Origin of the sequence: Exiguobacterium sp. BMC-KP, assembly GCF_001275385.1 — a bacterium.
Lineage (GTDB): Bacteria > Bacillota > Bacilli > Exiguobacteriales > Exiguobacteriaceae > Exiguobacterium_A.
The window spans coordinates 2,064,928-2,085,128 of record NZ_LGIW01000015.1 but is presented as its reverse complement, the minus strand read 5'-3'; the positions used below and the strand labels follow the sequence as shown (position 1 = coordinate 2,085,128).

The 20,201-nt window shown below is 48.9% G+C and carries 23 protein-coding genes; 17 read left to right on the top strand and 6 right to left on the bottom strand.

Annotated elements, in window-relative coordinates; genetic code table 11:
• Position 1: 1 nt before the first annotated feature.
• From treR to ADM98_RS16370, 6 genes are all read right to left on the bottom strand, one after another.
• Positions 2-709 (bottom strand): trehalose operon repressor, encoded by a 708-nt coding sequence (gene treR / locus ADM98_RS16395; protein WP_053454418.1) that lies wholly within the window; start codon positions 707-709, stop codon positions 2-4.
• Positions 710-838: 129 nt separating this feature from the next.
• Positions 839-1,486: a DUF4352 domain-containing protein gene (locus tag ADM98_RS16390; RefSeq protein ID WP_053454417.1), complete on the bottom strand. Its 648-nt coding sequence runs from the start codon at positions 1,484-1,486 to the stop codon at positions 839-841.
• Between the two features lie 11 nt (positions 1,487-1,497).
• Entirely contained in the window at positions 1,498-2,856 is a 1,359-nt protein-coding gene (locus tag ADM98_RS16385) for an alkaline phosphatase (protein WP_053454416.1), read from the bottom strand.
• A 169-nt stretch (positions 2,857-3,025) separates the two neighbouring features.
• A complete protein-coding gene (locus ADM98_RS16380; protein ID WP_053454415.1) occupies positions 3,026-3,994 on the bottom strand; it encodes a hypothetical protein in 969 nt (322 codons plus the stop codon).
• Positions 3,987-4,853, bottom strand: a complete 867-nt coding sequence (locus ADM98_RS16375) for an ATP-binding cassette domain-containing protein (protein ID WP_053454414.1) — start codon at positions 4,851-4,853, stop codon at positions 3,987-3,989. The genes ADM98_RS16380 and ADM98_RS16375 overlap by 8 nt, the downstream gene beginning before the upstream one ends.
• Positions 4,847-5,215: a GntR family transcriptional regulator gene (locus ADM98_RS16370; RefSeq protein ID WP_023469524.1), complete on the bottom strand. Its 369-nt coding sequence runs from the start codon at positions 5,213-5,215 to the stop codon at positions 4,847-4,849. Before ADM98_RS16370 ends, ADM98_RS16375 begins: the two co-directional genes overlap by 7 nt.
• Before the next feature lie 156 nt (positions 5,216-5,371).
• Here ADM98_RS16370 and prfA point away from each other — a divergent pair, with 156 nt between their 5' ends.
• From prfA to atpB, 17 genes are all read left to right on the top strand, one after another.
• Entirely contained in the window at positions 5,372-6,430 is a 1,059-nt protein-coding gene (gene prfA / locus ADM98_RS16365; protein ID WP_053454413.1) for a peptide chain release factor 1, read from the top strand.
• Entirely contained in the window at positions 6,430-7,278 is an 849-nt protein-coding gene (prmC, locus tag ADM98_RS16360) for a peptide chain release factor N(5)-glutamine methyltransferase (RefSeq protein ID WP_053454412.1), read from the top strand. The genes prfA and prmC overlap by 1 nt, the downstream gene beginning before the upstream one ends.
• Complete coding sequence (locus ADM98_RS16355; RefSeq protein ID WP_053454411.1) at positions 7,275-8,273, top strand: L-threonylcarbamoyladenylate synthase; 999 nt, start codon at positions 7,275-7,277, stop codon at positions 8,271-8,273. The genes prmC and ADM98_RS16355 overlap by 4 nt, the downstream gene beginning before the upstream one ends.
• A gap of 17 nt (positions 8,274-8,290) precedes the next feature.
• The gene (locus ADM98_RS16350) at positions 8,291-8,806 is read left to right on the top strand and encodes a low molecular weight protein arginine phosphatase (protein ID WP_023469513.1); all 516 of its coding nucleotides are present in this window, start codon (positions 8,291-8,293) and stop codon (positions 8,804-8,806) included.
• Positions 8,807-8,811: 5 nt separating this feature from the next.
• On the top strand, positions 8,812-9,252 hold the full coding sequence (rpiB, locus tag ADM98_RS16345) for a ribose 5-phosphate isomerase B (protein ID WP_050676957.1): 441 nt from the start codon (positions 8,812-8,814) through the stop codon (positions 9,250-9,252).
• Positions 9,252-9,791 carry a TIGR01440 family protein gene (locus ADM98_RS16340; protein ID WP_050676956.1) on the top strand — a complete coding sequence of 180 codons (540 nt, stop codon included), beginning with the start codon at positions 9,252-9,254 and terminating at the stop codon, positions 9,789-9,791. Before rpiB ends, ADM98_RS16340 begins: the two co-directional genes overlap by 1 nt.
• Before the next feature lie 111 nt (positions 9,792-9,902).
• On the top strand, positions 9,903-11,162 hold the full coding sequence (glyA, locus tag ADM98_RS16335) for a serine hydroxymethyltransferase (RefSeq protein ID WP_050676955.1): 1,260 nt from the start codon (positions 9,903-9,905) through the stop codon (positions 11,160-11,162).
• A 79-nt stretch (positions 11,163-11,241) separates the two neighbouring features.
• Positions 11,242-11,910 carry a response regulator transcription factor gene (locus ADM98_RS16330; protein ID WP_053454410.1) on the top strand — a complete coding sequence of 223 codons (669 nt, stop codon included), beginning with the start codon at positions 11,242-11,244 and terminating at the stop codon, positions 11,908-11,910.
• Entirely contained in the window at positions 11,907-13,262 is a 1,356-nt protein-coding gene (locus ADM98_RS16325; RefSeq protein ID WP_053454409.1) for a sensor histidine kinase, read from the top strand. Before ADM98_RS16330 ends, ADM98_RS16325 begins: the two co-directional genes overlap by 4 nt.
• 74 nt (positions 13,263-13,336) lie before the next feature.
• On the top strand, positions 13,337-14,365 hold the full coding sequence (locus tag ADM98_RS16320) for an ABC transporter permease (RefSeq protein ID WP_053454408.1): 1,029 nt from the start codon (positions 13,337-13,339) through the stop codon (positions 14,363-14,365).
• On the top strand, positions 14,362-15,003 hold the full coding sequence (locus tag ADM98_RS16315; RefSeq protein ID WP_053454407.1) for an ABC transporter ATP-binding protein: 642 nt from the start codon (positions 14,362-14,364) through the stop codon (positions 15,001-15,003). The genes ADM98_RS16320 and ADM98_RS16315 overlap by 4 nt, the downstream gene beginning before the upstream one ends.
• Positions 15,004-15,133: 130 nt before the next feature.
• A complete protein-coding gene (locus ADM98_RS16310) occupies positions 15,134-16,111 on the top strand; it encodes a hypothetical protein (RefSeq protein ID WP_053454406.1) in 978 nt (325 codons plus the stop codon).
• Positions 16,112-16,183: 72 nt separating this feature from the next.
• Complete coding sequence (gene upp, locus ADM98_RS16305) at positions 16,184-16,813, top strand: uracil phosphoribosyltransferase (protein ID WP_023469504.1); 630 nt, start codon at positions 16,184-16,186, stop codon at positions 16,811-16,813.
• A 125-nt stretch (positions 16,814-16,938) separates the two neighbouring features.
• Positions 16,939-18,072, top strand: coding sequence for a non-hydrolyzing UDP-N-acetylglucosamine 2-epimerase (gene wecB / locus ADM98_RS16300; RefSeq protein WP_053454405.1), 1,134 nt, complete (start codon positions 16,939-16,941; stop codon positions 18,070-18,072).
• Between the two features lie 726 nt (positions 18,073-18,798).
• A complete protein-coding gene (locus tag ADM98_RS16295) occupies positions 18,799-19,017 on the top strand; it encodes an AtpZ/AtpI family protein (RefSeq protein ID WP_023469502.1) in 219 nt (72 codons plus the stop codon).
• Positions 19,014-19,400 carry an ATP synthase subunit I gene (locus ADM98_RS16290; protein ID WP_053454404.1) on the top strand — a complete coding sequence of 129 codons (387 nt, stop codon included), beginning with the start codon at positions 19,014-19,016 and terminating at the stop codon, positions 19,398-19,400. Before ADM98_RS16295 ends, ADM98_RS16290 begins: the two co-directional genes overlap by 4 nt.
• A gap of 8 nt (positions 19,401-19,408) precedes the next feature.
• Positions 19,409-20,152, top strand: a complete 744-nt coding sequence (atpB, locus tag ADM98_RS16285) for a F0F1 ATP synthase subunit A (protein WP_053454403.1) — start codon at positions 19,409-19,411, stop codon at positions 20,150-20,152.
• Positions 20,153-20,201: the final 49 nt, after the last annotated feature.

Here is a 20,201-nt window from a genome sequence, read left to right as displayed (position 1 = left end):
TTCAACGACGAGCAATATCAGTGAATTGAAACTTATCGAGACGATGGCGTGATTCAGTCCGTTCGAAATGCTGTCCTTCATAGAAATACGTATCGTTCGTGACGACGATGACATGTGTCATATCGTGAAGATCGAGTCGTTCTTGGTCTTCAGTTGTAGCCGGGCGAGCCTCGATTTTTCGTTTCGCGTAGCTGATCTGGCGTCCGAGTGTCTCCTCGATGTAGTGATAGATCGAGCCAGCAGCAATAGCTTTCGTTAATCCAGGAACGAGATCAGTCACGAAATGATTGATATCACGAATGACGCGTTCACCGTCAATTTGACGAATCCGCTCGACGCGTGTCACGTCTGTTCCTTGTGCCACATGTAATAACGCAGCGAGCTCAGCAGAGGCGGAGAGGACCTCACACGAGATGACATCCGTCTCGACGGTATGACGCTCCATCCGGCGATGGGCTTCCGAAAAGCTGACGATGCCATTGAACTGGAACTCAATCGCTTCTTGCGACAAAACGAAGACACCTTTCCCTTGGTGTTTGCGGACGAAGCCTTTCTCTTGCAGGGCATCAATCGCTTTTCGGACCGTCCCGCGACTTGCTTCGAACTCCTGCATCAGCTCTGTTTCTGACGGCAACTTTGTCTCAGCAGGAAGTGTCCCTTCCTGAATACGCTGCGCGAGCTCATGGTAGATGGTTAAATACTTCGGCATATCATCCGTCCTTTGCATTCAAATAGTGCTTTTAGTGTAGCATGGAACGATTGCAGGCATCAAAACAGCTCCACCTGTCGTCCGGGCATAATCCGGAAAACAGATGGAGCGTAGAAGTAGGAATGAGTGTCAACGAAGGGATGTCGAAAACGCTGTTCCTTTTTGGATGACATCTTGTTTTTCGTCGAGAACGTCACTTGTCAAAAGCTCAATCGAATCAACCGGTCGTTCCAAAATGAAGCCGAAGTTACCGCTTCGTGATTCGGACGGAGCATACGTCTTTGCGAGCGACTCTAAATAGACGTCGTCTTCAAGTGTCTTTTCGGTCGTAGCATCGAGTTTAAAGTGGGCGACCGGATTGAACGTGACCGGTTCATCACTTGTATTCTTGATTGTGACACGTGTCTTGATCAAATCGAAGGATTCATCGTGCGTGAAACCATGGAAGAAATCAATCATGCCGTAGCTTGGACGAGCATGAAAAACTTTGACTTCTTCGATCGTCATCTCAATCGGACCAATCTTTTGCGTTTTATTCACCCGTTTGAATTGTTTAAGCGTCAATTCACCCTTATCATCCGTAACGGTCTGGTCGATTTTCGTTAGTTCACGATCGTCCGGGATTTGTGGGTTCGGGACATAGGCGCTTGTTTTTTCAAGCGATACCGGCTGCTCCTGTTTCGCAGACGATGGTTCTTTCGGTGTGTCTTGTGATGCGGAAGTGCCACAACCTGCGAGCACCGTCCCGAGCATCAAAGTAGCAAGTATCTGTTTCATGAACATTCCCCTTATTTTTTCGATTTCAAGAGATCGAAGATGATTTTCGCGTGATCGGTGTTATCGACTTGTCCTGCGAAACGTTCCTTAGCAGGACCGAACGCATAGACGGGTACGTCTTCACCTGTATGTCCACCTGTCGTCCAGCCAGTGTGCGAACGTTCGTTGAAGATTTCTTCGATCGCATTATCGATCTCGAGTAATTTTTTCGATTCAGCAGCGCGAGAGACGCTATCGATTTCTTTATCCGTTAAGGCGAGTTTGTCTTGATCGATATACGTCGTCAACGTCTTACGGACATCCGCACCATCGACGATTTTTTGCGCCATGAAGTCTGGTGTTTTCTTTGCCGCTTTGATTGGTTCGGCGAACCAGTTATAGATGCCGTCCGCGCCGATCGAGTATCCACCAGTTGAGTGGTCAGCCGTTGCGACGACGAGCGTATGCTTATCCTTCTTCGCAAAGGCGATTGCGGCTTTGAATGCGCGCTCGAAGTCTTCCATTTCACTCATGGCACCGACGATATCATTGTCATGACCAGCCCAGTCGACTTGACTTCCTTCAACCATTAGGAAGAATCCTTTTTTATTCGTGTCGAGTCGCTTGATCGCAGAGTTCGTCATTTGAGCCAGCGATGGGACCGAGTTTTCGCGGTCGATCCGTTTTGGTAACCCGCCATCTGCGAACAGACCAAGGACTTGTTTATTTTTATCGGCTTTCAATTGATCAAGATCCGTGACGTAACTGTACCCGTCTTTCTTGAATGCTTTCGTCAAGTCGACATCCGGACGGACGAAGTTCGACTTTCCGCCGCCAAGCATGACATCGATTTTATGTTTCCCGTTGACGCGTTCCTTGAAGTAATCGTCTGCGATGGCGTTCATGTTCTTCCGGTTCTCATCATGGGCACCAAACGAAGCAGGTGTCGCATGTGTGATTTCAGACGTTGCGACGAGTCCTGTTGATTTACCACGTTCTTTTGCTGCTTCGAGGACGGTCTTAACTTCCGATTTATCATTATCAACCGCAATCGCTGCATTGTACGTCTTTACACCAGAAGACATCGCCGTCGCTGCAGAAGCGGAATCGGTGACGTTTTCCTTTGAATCTTCCGGATAAGTCATCTGTTGACCGACCAGATATTGATCAAACGCTGTTTTTTCAGCAACTGGTGTCGATGGATCGTTCTTTAAGTAACGATGAGCGGATGTATACGAGACACCCATTCCGTCGCCGATCAAGAAGATGACGTTACGGATTTCCGGTGATTTCACAGGTTTTGTCTTTGCTTCTGCTTCTGGCATCGAGAACATCGTGCTGAGGGAAAGAGTCGATAAGGCAAAAATCGGAATGATACGTTTTAATTTCATACAGGTTCCTCCTCGAAAGGTGATGGGGTTTGATAATCGATACGACCTACAAACTCCACATTACGGGTGAAATATGAAAACCATGTTTATCGTGTGTAAAGCTTTGTGAAGAAACGATGACAAAAAATGCCTCTTCTGAAAAGTCGTTTCAGAAGAGGCATATGTCTTATTAGCGATTCCACCCGATCATTCGACGGTAGGAACTGAATGTTGGCCAGGCAAGAATCACGATGGCGAGCCAGTAAAGCAATTGATTCTCGGATGCGATCAGACCAATGATACCTGCGAGCAAGATCGTCGTGTAAATGGAGAACGTGATGATGAGTGCCGGATGAAGCTTTGGGAAAATCGTGAAACGACCGAGCCGTTCGTTTGCTCCGCGAACATACAACCGGCTTCCGAAAAAGAGTAAAACGATCGTTAAAGCAAAATTGAACAAGACAGGATAAAGGGTATTCTCATACTGGAATAGTAAGGCGAACGGTGCTGTAATCGTCATCAGAAAATCGAGCGGTTTCGATAAATCGGTCTCTTTGGTTCCGAAACCGAGCAAGGCAACGGCATAGACGCTGAAATACGTAAAATAGTTCAAGAATAAGAAAAACGTTCCGAGTAATAGTTGTCCGATGATATCACCTGCGATTGTTCCTGCGAATAAGAAAATCGTTAGAATCGTCACATCAAATAGAAGGAACAGACCAAAATCTTGGAAGAGTGACGACCATGTGACGTAATCAAACGGATTGATATCGCCGAATGCTTGTAGCAATAACCAACTGATGAAGAAGCCGATGAGTGGGAAAACAATCAATGTCACGACACCAATCGCCCATTTGATCCAAAAGAGCCAGACCTTTGGGAATGGCAACGCATGTAAGATCACACTCCGACCACTTCCGCGCTCCGACCCGAGCATCAGGATGGCGAAGACGGCAATCAGAATTGCTGCGAATCCAGCAAAAAATGGACTGACGAGTACAGTGTTGAGTAAATCAGGTTGCTGAGACGGGTCGTATTTCTCGAACTCATTAATGACGGTATAACTACCAAATCCATAACTGAAGATCGCGAGCAAAATGAAACAAGCGAGTGGCCAAATGCCTTGCTTGATATGATAGCGGATCAATTGCTTAACCATGTCGTTTTCCTCCAAATGTCCCTAAGAAGTAATCTTCCATCTGTACCGGTAGTGCATCTTTTAATAAAGGATCCGTCGTTTCAAGATAACGTGCGCCTTCATCCGATAAGACGAGTAATGTCACGACGCGACCCGTTTGGGATAAGACATGGAGATCGGCGTGCGTAAGTTCTGGAACATCTTCATAGACGACTTGCCATTTTTGCATACTGGCTTTAGCATCGTCGAGTGCCTTTGGTTCGCGGACGATATGTTTTTCGATCGTCATGACGCGATCAGCGAGTGAATCGAGCTCTTCGAGTTGATGTGAGGCGATCAAGACGGCAGTTTGGCGCTCCGCAAGTAACGAGACAAGCTGCTTTAAGTAATCCCGTTTGTTGATCCGGTCAAGTCCGTCCGTCGGTTCATCGAGCAATAAGACGGGTGCATTCGTCGCGAACGCCAGTTGGAGAAGGAACAATTGTGCTTGTCCCTTCGATAAAGATGTGACGCGACGTCCACGATCAAGGTTTGAGGAACGACAGTAGTTTTCAATATACGTCTTTTCGAAGTTCGGATAGAACGCATTGTAGAAGTTGATTAATTCGCCGAGCGTCATCTGACGATAGACGGAGACCGAGTCCGGAACGAGAAAGAGATGCTCTCGCGTCTTTGGGACGTGGTGGATCGACTCGCCACTCCATTCGACCTTTCCACGTGTCGGCTCAAGAGCACCGACGAGTGTCTTGAGTAATGTCGTTTTTCCAGCACCGTTACGACCAATCAAAGCAGTAATTGTTCCTGCTGGAAGGGTGAAGGATGCATTTTCATAAATCATGGTACGGTCAATTTGTTTCGTTAAATGAGAAACGGTCAACATGAGGAATCCTCCCTTATGTGTAAGATGAGTTGGTATAGTTCTTCGTTTGAAATAGAGAGTTCGTCGGCGACGGAACAAAGACGGATGAGTGGATCTTGAATAGCGGCTTGTTTGACTTCACTGAGGGGGATGTCTGAGATGAACGAGCCTTTGCCGCGCATCGTGACGATGAAGTTGCGGCTCTCGAGTTCCTGATAGGCACGGGAGACGGTGTTTGGATTGACAAGGAGTGTACCGGCAAGTTCACGGACGGATGGCATCTGTTCGCCAGAGCGGAGTAGACCACGGGCAATCGAGCGGATGATTTGCGTGACCAACTGTTCATAGATCGGTAACGGACTTTTCGGATCGACGGTGAACATTTCTTCACCTCCTTAAGTGTACTAATTCAATTAATACACCAATTATAGGAAGTGGATACCAATCTGTCAATGCTTCTTTTCGAGAAGACGATGACACCCTCTATCATAATATTTGCTATACTGACGACAGAAGAATCGCCAGGAAGGATGACCGAGATGTTGGATCGATTGAGTGCCTTAGAGGACCGTTATGAAAAACTGAATGATATGTTGGCTGATCCAGCCATCATTAATGATACGAATCAATTGCGTGAGGTTTCAAAAGAGCAGTCGCAACTTGCTCCGACAGTCGAAACGTACCGCATCTATCGCGAGAAGATGGAAGCTTATCAAGAAGCACGTCAAATGTTGACGGATCCGGAGATGCGCGACCTTGCAAAGGAAGAAGTCGCGATGCTTGAGCCGGAGATTAAAGAACTCGAAGCCAAGCTGAAAGCGTTACTTTTACCGAAGGATCCGAATGATGATAAGAACGTCATCGTTGAGATTCGTGGTGCAGCAGGTGGAGACGAAGCAGCCTTGTTTGCCGGGGATCTTTTCAAGATGTATTCGAAGTTCGCGGAAAAACAGAGCTGGAAGATCGAAATCATCGATGCGAGCTATACGGAGCTCGGTGGCTATAAAGAAATTATCTTCATCGTTAAAGGAACCGGTGCTTACTCGAAGCTGAAGTACGAGAACGGCGCACATCGCGTGCAACGTGTCCCGTCGACCGAATCCGGTGGACGGATCCATACGTCAACGGCGACCGTCGCCGTCTTACCGGAAGCAGAAGACGTTGAAGTCGAAATCCACGATAAGGATGTCCGCGTCGACACGTTCACATCGAGTGGACCGGGTGGACAGTCTGTCAATACGACGCAATCCGCTGTCCGTGTCACGCACGTGCCGACTGGAATCGTCGCGAGTTGTCAGGATGAGAAGTCGCAGATCAAGAACAAGGAAAAAGCGATGAAGGTCTTACGGGCGCGTGTCTACGATAAAATTCAACGTGAACAACAAGCCGAATACGATGAAAAACGGAAATCGGCTGTTGGAACAGGTGACCGCTCGGAGCGGATTCGGACGTACAATTTCGCCCAAAACCGGGTGACCGATCACCGGATCGGTTTGACGATCCAAAAGCTCGACCGGATCCTGCAAGGAGAGATGGATGAAGTCATCGATACGCTCGTCATGGAGTATCAGGCGCGGGCATCGGAGGCGGCAAACTGATGCGGATTGCAAAACGTTTAAATGATGCAAAAACGATGATGGAACAAGCAGGACGCGAGGGTTCGAGTGCCGAATGGTTACTCATGCACGTCTTAGAAGTCGACCGGACGGGACTCCTTGTCCGTCTATCGGATGAATTGACGCCGAAACAGGATTTACGATTCAGTGAATACTTGCTCGCTCATGTCCACGGGGTTCCCGTCCAACACCTCATCGGGTATCAACCCTTTTATGGACGAGACTTCAGTGTCACACCGGATGTCTTGATTCCACGACCGGAAACGGAAGAATTGATCGTCTTCGTCACGGAGCGTCTGAAAGATGAGACGTTCACGACAGGACAGATCGTCGATATCGGAACGGGCAGTGGCGCGATCGGAATCACGCTTGCGCTTGAACTCGAACAACCGGTCACGACCGTCGATATCTCACCAGCTGCAATCGCGGTCGCAAAGAAAAATCAAGCAACGCTTGGTGGAGACGTGACATTCCTTGAAGGAGACTTGCTAGCACCACTTGCGGACGATTCCGTGCGGGTACTCGTCTCGAATCCTCCTTATATCGAGGAAGAAGAATTACTCAGTGAGGTCGTATTCGACCATGAACCACATCTCGCCCTGTTCGGCGGAAAAGACGGTCTTGTCTTTTACCGACGTCTCGTCGAAGAGAGTGGACGGGTCCTACGCCATGATTTTCGACTGATTGCGTTTGAAATTGGACACAATCAAGGACCAGAAGTGCAAATGATGTTAAAAGAACGTTATCCAAATGCGGAAACGGGTATTTTAAAAGATATAAACGGTAAAGACCGTATCGTGTATGCGGAACGAAAGGATTGTACAGCGTGAAGACGGAAATGATTGACTTACAGACAATGGATGAAGCAGTGAGGTTATTGCAGGAAGGAGAGGTCGTAGCGATGCCGACCGAGACCGTCTATGGTCTCGCAGGGGACGCCACGAACGAAGCGGCTGTTCGGCGAATCTTCGCCGCGAAGGGTCGACCTTCTGACAATCCGTTGATTGTCCATGTCGCATCCGTAGAACAGGCACATCAGTTCGTCACGCACATTCCAGATGTCGCGGCACGTTTGATGGAGGCGTTTTGGCCAGGAGCCTTGACGATCATCCTTGAATCGAACGGCACCGCATCCACACTCGTCACAGCAGGACTAGATACGATCGGATTACGGATGCCAGACCATCCGCTCGCGCTTCAGTTAATTGAAGCGACAGGGTTGGGTCTCGCAGCACCGAGTGCCAACCGTTCCGGAAAACCTTCACCGACGTCATCTGCGCATGTCGCACATGACCTCTCGGGACGCATCGCTGCGATCGTCGATGGAGGGGAAACGGGCATCGGGGTCGAATCGACTGTCATCGATTGTACGATGATGCCGCCGGCGATTTTACGACCGGGTGGCGTGACACGCGAACAAATCGAGACAATCATCGGTCCTGTCACACTCGATCCTGCCTTATCGATGAAAGATGTTACACCGAAGGCACCCGGGATGAAATATACCCACTATGCGCCGGAAGCCACACTGTCCGTCGTTGAAGGGGATCTCTCATTCTTACAGCAACTCATCGATGATGCACGACAAACCGGACACAAGACGGGCGTTCTTTTGTTTGATGGGGAGGACGTCGACGCAGATGTTCGCTGCTCCCTTGGTAATTCGATGGAGACGGCGGCACAACGTCTTTACGATTGTTTACGGCGATTTGATCAGACGACGGTGGATCAGATTTTTGTACGAGACCTATCAGAAGAAGGGGTGGGGCTTGCGGTCCGCAACCGCCTCCATAAAGCAGCAGGTGGTCGGGTCATTCGCCCTTGAAGAAGGAGGATACGGAGATGAGCACACGTCGCGTTTTATTCATCTGTACAGGAAATACATGCCGTAGCCCGATGGCGATGGCGTTACTACGCTCGAAAGTCGCTGATCAGGAATTTGACGTCCGTTCAGCAGGACTACGTTCGATGCAAGGGTTCGATGCGTCCGAGAACGCATTACAAGTGTTACGCGAACGCGGAATCGAACTCGAGCACTATACGCAAGTCTTTGATGATGTACTCGGACGCTGGTCCGACATCATCTTGACGATGACGCGTCAGCACAAGCAAGAAGTCGGTGAACGGTATCCGGAACTGAAAGAACGGACGTTTACCTTATACGAATACGTGACAGGGCTTGAACGAGATATCAACGACCCGTACGGCGGATCGATGAACGTCTATCGTCAAGTACGCAATGAACTCGAACCCCTCGTCAACCGTCTTGTGTTAAAATTGACGCAGAACGGAAACGGAAGAAAAGCTCCGGATACACGGAAACTTCCGAAAAAACAACCTAAACAAACGGGGGAATAGTAGAGATGAAAGTAGCAATCGGCGCGGATCATGGCGGTTTTAAGTTAAAGGCAGAAATCAACGATCTCTTACAAGAGCTCGGCATCGAATATACGGACTTCGGTACGTATTCGTCCGACTCAATTGATTATCCGGATGTAGCGATTCCCGTCGCTGAGGCAGTCGCGAACGGAGAGTTTGATCGTGGCATCTTGATTTGTGGCACAGGAATCGGAATCGGTATCGCAGCGAACAAGGTCAAGGGCATTCGAGCAGCACTCGTCCATGATACGTTCAGTGCGAAAGCGACGCGTCAACACAACAACTCGAACATCTTAACGATGGGCGAACGCGTCATCGGTCCAGGACTGGCACGTGAGATCGCACAACTTTGGCTTGAAACAGAATTCGAAGGCGGTCGTCATGAGAACCGCGTTTGCAAAATCTCAGATTATGAGGTGAAGTAATGGACGTAACACGCATCCAGCACGATTTAGAAGAAGCACTGAACGCTCTGGATGAACGATTTTCCTTAAAAGGAAAATTGCTCGTGATTGGCTGTTCGACGAGTGAGGTCATCGGTAAACAGATCGGCAAAGCCGGTTCACCAGAAGTCGCAGACGCGTTATTTGACGTCTTCGATGCCTTCCGTCGGTCGCATCAAGTCGATCTCGCTTTCCAAGGTTGTGAGCACATCAACCGGGCGTTGACATTAGAACGGCAAACGGCAGAGCGACTCGGACTCGATCCAGTAACCGTCGTTCCCGTACCAGAAGCCGGTGGATCGATGGCGAGTGCTGCCTATCAGCGGTTCTCGGCACCGGTCGTCGTCGAAACGATTCAGGCAGATGCCGGGATTGATATTGGTGACACGTTCATCGGGATGCACTTGAAGGCTGTTGCGATTCCGGTGCGTTTGCCGCACAAGGAAATTGGTGAGGCACACGTGACGGCAGCCGTGACACGACCGAAATTAATCGGTGGCGCACGTGCTAAATACGAATGATTGATGCAAGGGGTTGCGCACCCCTTGCTTTTTTGATGTTGTTTTAGGGGATGCCGGGAACGAAACATTCGTGTTAAGATAGGTCTATCGAAATGAAATGGGGGAATTCAGATGGAACAAACACCGCTTACGTATCTGAAACAACAAGATGAGGCACTCTTTTCGGCAATGCGCCAGGAACTAGGTCGTCAACGCGATAACATCGAATTGATCGCATCCGAGAACTTCGTCTCGCAAGCTGTCATGGAAGCACAAGGCAGCGTCTTGACGAACAAGTACGCAGAAGGTTATCCAGGTCGCCGTTATTATGGTGGCTGTGAGTACGTCGATCTCGCTGAGAATCTCGCACGTGACCGCGCGAAGGAAATCTTCGGTGCAGAACACGCAAACGTGCAACCACACTCTGGTGCACAAGCGAACATGGCGGTTTACTTCACGATTCTTGAACAAGGCGATACGGTCCTCGGGATGAATCTGTCACACGGTGGCCATCTGACACACGGTAGTCCCGTCAATTTCTCCGGTGTCCAGTATAACTTCGTGGAATACGGTGTCGATCAAGAGACAGAGATGATTGATTACGATGTCGTCGCGAAATTAGCAGAAGAGCATAAACCAAAATTAATCGTCGCGGGCGCATCGGCGTATCCGCGCGTCATCGACTTCAAACGTTTCCGTGAAATCGCGGACAGTGTCGGTGCTTACTTGATGGTCGACATGGCGCATATCGCGGGACTCGTCGCAGCTGGTCTGCATCCGAACCCAGTCGAGCATGCACACTTCGTCACGACGACGACGCATAAGACGTTGCGTGGTCCACGTGGTGGAATGATCCTCTGTAAAGAAGAGCATGCGAAAGCGATCGATAAAGCCATCTTCCCAGGGATCCAAGGTGGTCCACTCATGCACGTCATCGCTGCAAAAGCTGTTGCATTCGGTGAAGCACTTGCACCAGAGTTCAAGGACTACATCGGTCAAGTCGTCACGAACGCAAAAGTTCTCGGTGAAGAATTGACGAAGCGTGGTCTCCGAATCGTCTCAGGCGGAACGGACAATCACTTGCTCCTCGTCGACTTGCAACCACTCGGTATCACAGGAAAACTTGCAGAGCACGCGCTTGATGAAGCAGGTATCACAGTCAACAAGAACACGATTCCGTTCGACCCAGCGAGCCCGTTCGTTACGAGCGGTATCCGGATCGGAACGGCAGCGATGACATCACGCGGCTTTAAAGAAGCAGAGATGAAAGAAATCGCAGAGTTGATTGAACTCGTCTTGAATCACCCAGAAGAAGCAGACGTTCTCGCACAAGCACGTGAGCGTGTCGTTGCCTTGACAGGTCGTTTCCCACTCTACCCAGAGCGCGGATGATTGTCATCCCCTTCGTCCTTTTCGTTATGAGAAGGGGGAAGGGGATTTTTTATTTGTCTTAAAAGAAAGGAGGAGCACGATGCATATTCTAGTCGTAGAAGATGACCCGCATATTCAAGCACTCGTCGTATCGACGTTACAAGCTGACGGTCATTCCGTGCAAGCGACAGCAGACGGAAACGAGGCGCTCACTTGGATTGATACGATGACGTTTGAAGCAGCAGTGCTCGACGTCTTGATTCCGGGTCAGACCGGTCTTGTTCTATGTAAGCAGTTGCGGCAAAACGGGGATATCCCGATCCTGATGCTGACGGCACTCGGTGAACTGACAGATAAGCGGGACGGTTTTGCAGCAGGTGCCGATGATTACATCACGAAACCGTTTGATCCGGAAGAACTGCTGTTTCGGCTCCACGCTGTTGCTAGGCGCTATCAAAAAGCGGCACAACCCGTCTTACATCTCGGGGACGTCACGATCGATAAACGTAGCCAACTCGTCACGATCCAGTCAACCGAGTGGACGTTACCACGGCGTGAGTTCGAATTATTACATCAGTTGGCCAGTTTTCCAGGACGTGTCTTCAGCCGAGAGGAATTGATCGAACACGTTTGGGGTCTTGATTTCATGGGGGACGATCGAACGATTGATGTCCATATCAAACGACTCCGTGGACGTTTGAAAGAAACGAAGCAAGTGAAGATCGAAACGGTCCGCGGACTCGGGTACCGGTTGGAGGTCGACGCATGAGATCCCTCTATACGAAGATTGTTGGACTCGTCTGCGTCGTCTTACTCGTGTCGGCACTACTCGCACTTTTAATCAGTAACATTGCCTACTATTCATTCTGGCAGGACAGCTATAGCCAAAAAGTCGAGGAAGCGGTCGAGACAGCAATCGATTATTACGAGACGCACGGGGATGGAAAAACGGAATCGTTTTATCAGATGTTGCAAGCGACCGGCTTTCAACTGTATGTGCGAACCGACGACGGAATCGAGCGGTATGGAAATACGTTTCGTGATGAAGCTCTTTCGAATCAAGTCGTCAAGCAAGTGAAGGAGGGACAACCGTACTACGGCATGCGTGAGTACCCGTTTCATCTTTTCTTACTCGGTTTGTTTGATAACGAAGTCATCAATACGTACGGGACGTCAGTCAAGACGGCGCAAGGAACGGATGCGATTTTCGTTCGCCCGGACTTGAGTCGACAAATCCGCGAACTGCATCTGTTCGTCGGTCTGTTTCTCGCACTGCTTGTCGTCATTAGCTTCCTCTTGCTCGTCTTCTCCATTCGTTATCTCGTTCGTCCAATCCGTCGACTGACAAAAGCGACGGAACAGATGGCGGACGGGGACTACGGAATTCGCGTCGGAACGAAAGCGCGCGATGAGATCGGTGAACTGTCTCGCCGGTTTGATGAGATGGCAACAGCAGTCGATGCGTCCGATACAGAACGACGCCGGTTCGTTGCGAACGTCTCACATGAATTTCAGTCACCACTGACGACAATCTCAGGGTACGCAGGGCAACTCCATGTGACCGGAGAAGACGTCACGAAACGGACGATCATTCAACAAGAAGCGGAGCGGATGTCAGAGTTGACGCGTCAATTGTTGATCTTAGCGAAGCTCGATGAAGGACGACGCTTCAAACGACAAGCCCTTCATCTACGAACGAGTCTTGAAACGACACTAACAACACTTGCTTTTCAACTTGATGAGCAAGGGATTGCGGTCGCGCTTGATGTACCAGCAACATTACAGATTCAAGCAGACGCTGGTGCGCTTGAACATATCTTCCAGAACGTCATTCGAAATGCCATCTCGGTTTCAGTCGAAGGAGCGACGATTCACATTCAAGCGCGAGAACAAGCAAATCAGGTCATTGTCCGAATCCAGGACGAAGGACCGGGCATGACCGAACAACAGATCGCACACGCCTTCGAACGTTTTTATCAAGGGGATGCTGCCCGGTCGTCACGCGGTACGGGACTTGGTCTCGCCATCGTCAAAGAGACGATGTGTCAACTCGGTGGGGATGCAAGCTTGTCGACTGACACATCCGGTCTGACCGTAACGTTAACTTTTTTACGCGCGTGACATCTGCGTTCATGTTCCGTTCATATTGCGGTTGTATCATCTATCCTGTAGCGAACATACAGGAGGGATACGCAATGAAATTAGGATGGAAAGAACTCGTCCGGATGAAAGGACGATTCAGTTGGATGACAATCGTGACGATGTTGATCGTCTTATTGATTTTAATGATTACCGGTCTTGCGGACGGACTTGCCTATGATAATGGTGCTGCTGTCCGTAATCTGCCGGTCGAACAGTTTGCGCTGAGCAAAGACGCAGAAGGACAATTGACACGCTCCTTTTTAAAAGCTGACGAGACACCAAAGGGAGCGGAAGCACTCGGTGTCCAGAACATGGTGCTTGAGAAGAAGAACGGAACGAAGGACGATGTCACGGTCTTTGCGTTACCGCAAGCGACACGATATGGTCCGAAACAACTTCAAGCGCTGCAAAAAGGTGAGGTGCTCGTCGATGCCGCATACGCGGAACAACGGGGAACACGTGTCGGCGATACGATCACAGATTTTCGGACGAAAGAGACGTTTCGGATTGCTGGAACGGTAACAGACGGTCGTTATAGTCATGCCCCTGTTCTTTGGATGACGGATGAATCCTGGCAAGCATGGCAGTCAAAGATGGGCGCGTCGTATGTCTCGGCGTACATCGGACAATCACTGCAGACCGATCAAGCCGTCTTTTCAAAACAAGAGATTGTTCAGAACGTACCCGGCTATGCAGCAGAGCAAAATTCTTTTCAGATGATGCGCATCGCACTCGTTGTCATCGGGGCATTGATTCTGACAGCATTCTTTTATATCTTGACGATGCAGAAGATGAAACAGCTCGGTGTCCTAAAAGCAATCGGTATCCGGACCCGGACGATGGGAGCGAGTCTCCTCGTTCAAGTCATCATTCTGACGAGCCTTGCCTTTGGAGTCAGTGTCGCCATCACCTATGTGACGAGTCGTTTCCTACCGACGGATCTTCCCTTCCGTTTTGAATGGTCAACGAGTCTGATGTACGGCGGCATTCTACTCGTCACGGCGATCCTCGGTGCACTCGTTCCGTTACGGATGGTCAAGAAACTCGAGGCGGCAGATGCGATGGGAGGAATGAACGGATGATTCAGTTAGAACAGATCAAACAGAGTTATGGCGAGATGACCGTTTTGCATGATATCAACTTACAGGCAGAAGCAGGGGAACTGATTGCCCTCGTCGGACCAAGTGGGAGCGGGAAAAGTACGTTGCTGCAATTACTTGGCTTATTGCAAACGCCGACGCACGGTGCTGTCTATTTTGATGGCACTTGCGTCAGTGAAGCGTCGGACGCAGAACGTCGGCGTTTACGACTCGAGGAAGTCGGATTCATCTTTCAAGAATCCCACCTCGTTCCATTTTTGACAGCTCGTGAGCAACTTGAACTGGTCGCGAAAGAAGCAGGACGAACAGTCGATGCGGTCGCAGCGCTCGCCATGTTCGGACTTGAACATCGAAAAGATCATTTACCGCATGCCTTATCGGGTGGTGAACGCCAGCGAATCGCGATTGCCCGAGCCTTCGTCAACGATCCGCAACTCATCCTAGCGGACGAACCGACCGCAAGTCTCGATTATACGAATGGGCGCCGTGTGATGGAGTTATTGCAGCAACAAGCACACAATGGGAACAAAACGATCATCGTCATCACCCATGATGAACGGATGCTTGATGTTTGTGATCGCATCTGGCGCATCGAGGATGGAAAAATCCTTTCAAAATAAAAAATTAGAGGAATCGCTTTCGGGTAAAGGGAAAGCGATTTTTTTCTTTTTGATCTTAATAAGAGAGGGCGATGTCATTCCAAAAATTTGCTATACTTTTTAAAAAAGGAAATGAAGGAGTTTACGCGTTATGAATATTACGAAGTTGACCCAAGCCGAGCTCGCGTCGACGACAGGAAGCCAAATGGTGAAATGGTTGGAGAAGAAGAGTACAACGAAATCAGAATACAAACGACTATATGAAGATTTCAAAACCATCATCATCATGCAACAAGCGGGTTTTTACGAACAAGCAGATGCACGGCTTCTACAATGGAAACATCTACCGATGCCGGTTGAATATTATACATATCGTCTTGCGATTGCTTCTAAGGCAGGGGGACGCCGTCTTGCAAAGAAACGGTTCAAAGCGTTGCCAGAAGCGATTCAAAAACATGCCAAATTAAAACCGTGGCGGCAAGCGGTGAATCAAAATCAATGGTGGATGGCGGCAACAGGAGTGGCGGCAGCCGGTCTCTTATTCGTAGGGATTCAAGCATGGTCTCCCGCTTCAGAGAATGCTGCACCAAAAGAAGACACTGACCAAAAAGTTGCGCAACAGTTAGCAGCTTTACAAACAGAAGTCGAGCAGTTGAAAAAAGAAAATGAAAAATTGAATACGGATCAGAAGCAAAAGACAGAAGTGAAGCAAAAAGAAGCGACACCAGTTAAAGAGAAGAAAACAACGAAAACGAGTAATCTGAAGCCAGAAGTCGCATTGAAGGAAGCAGTTGCGGCCGTACAAGCAAAGGATTATAAAGAAGCCGATGACCTGTTGAGTGAAGATGTCTTAAAAAATAAAGAGACGGCAGGTATGGCAAGATTCTATAAATTGATCGCAGCTGGAAAATTGAAAAAGACGACACAAGCAGACTATATCGCTTACCGGGAAGACTTCCCGAAATCGGGTTATATGAGTGACGTGTTATGGATGCAAGCAGTCTATGAACAAAAATATAAAAAAGGCGACTACCGAGCAACCCTTCAAGAACTCGCAGAACAACCCGAGAATGAATGGTCTTATGCAGCGAAGGCAATTCTTTCTGGCAAGAGCACGCTTGGGGACTGACGAAAAAACAGTTCCCAAGCAGTACGCTTTTAGAGTACAATGCGAAAAGAGAATGGAGAGGAGATGCAAACAATGAGTAAAGTACATGTATTTGATCACCCATTGATTCAGCACAAGATGACGATCATGCGTAAGGTCGAAACAGGAACGAAACAATTCCGGGAACTTGTCGACGAGGTGGCTTCATTGATGGCATATGAAATCACACGTGACCTTCCACTCACAGATGTCGCGATCGAGACACCGGTCACGAAGACGACGCAAAAGATGATCGAAGGCAAGAAGCTCGGGATCGTCCCGATTCTCCGCGCTGGTCTCGGTATGGTTGATGGTATGCTTCGCATGATGCCAAACGTCAAAGTCGGTCACATCGGTTTGTACCGTGATCCGGAGACACTCGAGCCAACGGAATACTACCTCAAGCTTCCAACAGACGTCGCAGAACGTGATTTCGTCGTCGTTGACCCAATGCTTGCGACAGGTGGTTCGGCGGCAGACGCCATCTCCTCGTTAAAAAAACAAGGGGCAAAGAGCATCAAGCTCGCATGTCTCTGTGCAGCACCTGAAGGCGTTAAACGCGTTCAAGAAGAACACCCGGACGTCGACATCTATCTCGCGGCACTTGACGAGAAGTTGAACGACCACGGATACATCGTCCCAGGACTCGGTGATGCAGGAGACCGTCTCTTCGGAACGAAGTAAAAACAGTAAGATATATAAAAAAGACCGCAGACGATGATCTGCGGTCTTTTCGTTGCTATTTCGTAAACTGCGCAAGACTGCTGAAATATGCTTTAATGAAAAAAGGAAAAAAGGAGGAAGTCACCATGCCGATTACAGTCATGCCGATTTTCGGGACACGACCGGAAGCCATCAAGATGGCACCGCTCGTCAACGCCCTGAAGCAACACCCTGCATTCGATGTTCATGTTACGATTACTGCCCAGCACCGCGAGATGCTTGATCAAGTGCTTGAACTGTTTGAGATCGAACCAGACCACGACTTGAATATCATGAAACAACGTCAGACACTCGTCGATATCACGACGCGTGGTCTCGAAGGACTCGATGCCATCATGAAAGAGGTCAAGCCGGATCTTGTCCTCGTCCATGGCGACACGACGACGACGTTCGTCGGAAGCCTTGCTGCCTATTACAACCAAATCGCGGTCGGTCACGTCGAGGCGGGGCTACGCACCTATAATAAATACTCTCCGTTCCCGGAGGAGGTCAATCGTCAGTTAACGTCGACGCTTGCCGACTTGCACTTTGCTCCAACCGCACAAGCGGCAGCGAACCTTGCGTCTGAGAATCGACATGCTGGCGTCTACATCACAGGAAACACGGCAATCGATGCGTTGCAGACGACTGTTCAAACCGATTACGTGCATCCGATGCTTGAGACGGTCGGGAACCGAAAATTAATCTTGATGACGGCACATCGTCGTGAGAACCAAGGCGAGAAGATGCATCAGATGTTCCGCGCGATTCGTCGCCTCGTCGACGCGTTCCCGGATACCCATATCGTCTATCCGGTCCACCTTAACCCAGTCGTTCAGGAAGCAGCGAAGACCGTCTTTGAAGGGCATGACCGGATTTCGTTGATTGCTCCACTCGATGTGTTTGATTTCCATAATTTCGCGAGCCGTGCTCATTTAATCTTGACGGATTCCGGTGGGGTACAAGAAGAAGCACCGTCACTCGGTGTTCCGGTTCTTGTCTTGCGAGATACGACGGAGCGTCCAGAAGGAATTACTGCTGGCACGTTGAAACTTGCCGGAACGGAAGAAGAGACGATCTATCAAATGGCAACAGAACTCTTGACGAATGAGACACTCTATAAAGAGATGTCACATGCTTCAAATCCATATGGTGATGGTCATGCATCAGAACGAATCGTTCAAGCAATCTTGCATCATTTCGGTCAAGGGGAAGCTCCTGCGCCGTTACTCACGCAATAAGCTACTATTATCATTCGAATCGCTGATATTCACATGCTCGCCTCAGGATCACTTGTCTCTGACAGCACGAAGACTCGTGTTTTTCCTGAGGTGTCGCGTGAAGAAAGCGATTCTTTTTCATGTCGTGGAATCCATCGTATCGGAACGATTGATTTAGAGGGATAATATCTTTAAATCTTACCAATTCCACTAAAATCAACCCATTTGTTTAGAAAATGTAAAACCAGATGACCTTGAAACTGGAAGATAAACAATGACGAATTAAGCTGTGACGCACCTCACGATTGAAAAACTGGAAATCGTTGAAATCTATTGTTACAAACAGATGTCAGAGCCGTTTTTGCGTCCCGATTCGGAAGCGTTTACAATTGTGAACGAAAAATGTTTTTTCACAAAATCGACACAAATCAATTTTAGAGGTCTTGTTTCGGTTGAGGTAGCACGATATAACGTTACTATTCAACGGTTTTGTTCACCATATGAACAATCTCTATAACCGTTGATAGTACTACATATTTTCTTCACATCTTCGTGAAATGACTTGCACGGATGACATCTGTGAAAACCTTATCATTCGTTGATATGTATAGGTTTTTCGGCTCTGTTTTTATTGTGAATTCATTTGACTATGAAAGCTGCTTCATTGTATTCTTGACTAGTATGAAAATCCGCAAATTGTGGGAAAGAAAAAGAACTCGCAATTGGGAAAAAAGGGGGTCGTCTCTAGTGCGCCAAAGTGGGCTCGCGAAGAGTATGGTCATGGCCTCGCAAATTTCGACGGCACTGGCTGCACCGATCGTCATTGGCTTTTTGGTTGGGAACTATGGGGAACAACAACAATGGTGGGAAAAAATGGGTGCGACATTCGCCGTGTTCATCGGGATTTTCATCGGCATTCTTTGCATGATCGCCATGATCAGGCACTTGTTAGGGGAGAAGACATGAACATCATCCTTCAAGATGCGTTGTATCGTGCGTACTTACGATGGTTTGGACTCTTTTACGGAATCCTGGCTGTCCTGCTGCTCATCGGACGCCCGAGTGATCCAGTCATCTATGGACTAGCACTTGGTGGAACTGGCAGCTTTCTGATTTTGACGCTTCAACGATTAAGCGTCGATCGTATGTATCGTGTAATTGAGACGGGGCGTAAGCCAATGTCTCGAGGGACCGTTTCACGCATGGCGGTCGCGGTACTCTGTGTGATGATCGGTTTGAAATATCAAACTGAATTGTCATTAACTGCGGTGGTAATAGGCCTTCTCGCCGGCCACGTCATACAATTTTGTGAGTTCTTGACTCACGAACTCAAGCGGGAAAAGAGGTGAATAGTCAAATGAACCACGAAATGCCACTTTACGAAATCCCACTCTGGGGTGACTTCGTTCTGTACGGTAGCTGGACGAACTTGATCACAGTATTGATTGCTGCTGCTCTCGTCTTCTTGATTGCCGTGGCCGGTACGCGACGTCTTGTGATGAAGCCAACCGGTGCTCAAAACGTGATGGAGATGTTCCTCGAATTCGTTCGCGGTATCATCAGCAGCACGATGGACTGGAAAACAGGGGGTCGCTTCCTTACGTTCGGAATGACATTATTCCTGTTCATCCTTGTGTCCAACATCATGGGTCTCCCATTCAACGTCGTGACGGGACACTACATTTGGTTCAACTCACCAACTGCAGATCCTTACGTGACACTAGCACTTTCATCTCTCGTAGTGGTCATGAGCCATTACTACGGTGTGAAGATGCGCGGCTTCGGCGCTTATGCGAAAACATTCATGACGCCGATGTTTATCATTACCATCATCGAGGAGTTCGCAAACACGTTGACACTCGGTCTTCGTCTTTACGGAAACATCTTCGCTGGTGAAATCATGATCGGAATCATCCTTTCGATCGGTATCGTCTCTGGTACGAACGATTTCCAATTCGCCGGACCACTCGGCGCGATCATCTCGGGTATCCCGATGTTGATCTGGCAAGGATTCTCACTCTTCATCGGTGGTATCCAAGCGTATATCTTCCTTATCCTGACGATGGTTTACATCGGACATAAGGCAGCGCACGACCATTAATTCGAAGGTAAAGCATCCGCTTTTCCGATAACAGCACGACAAATCAATG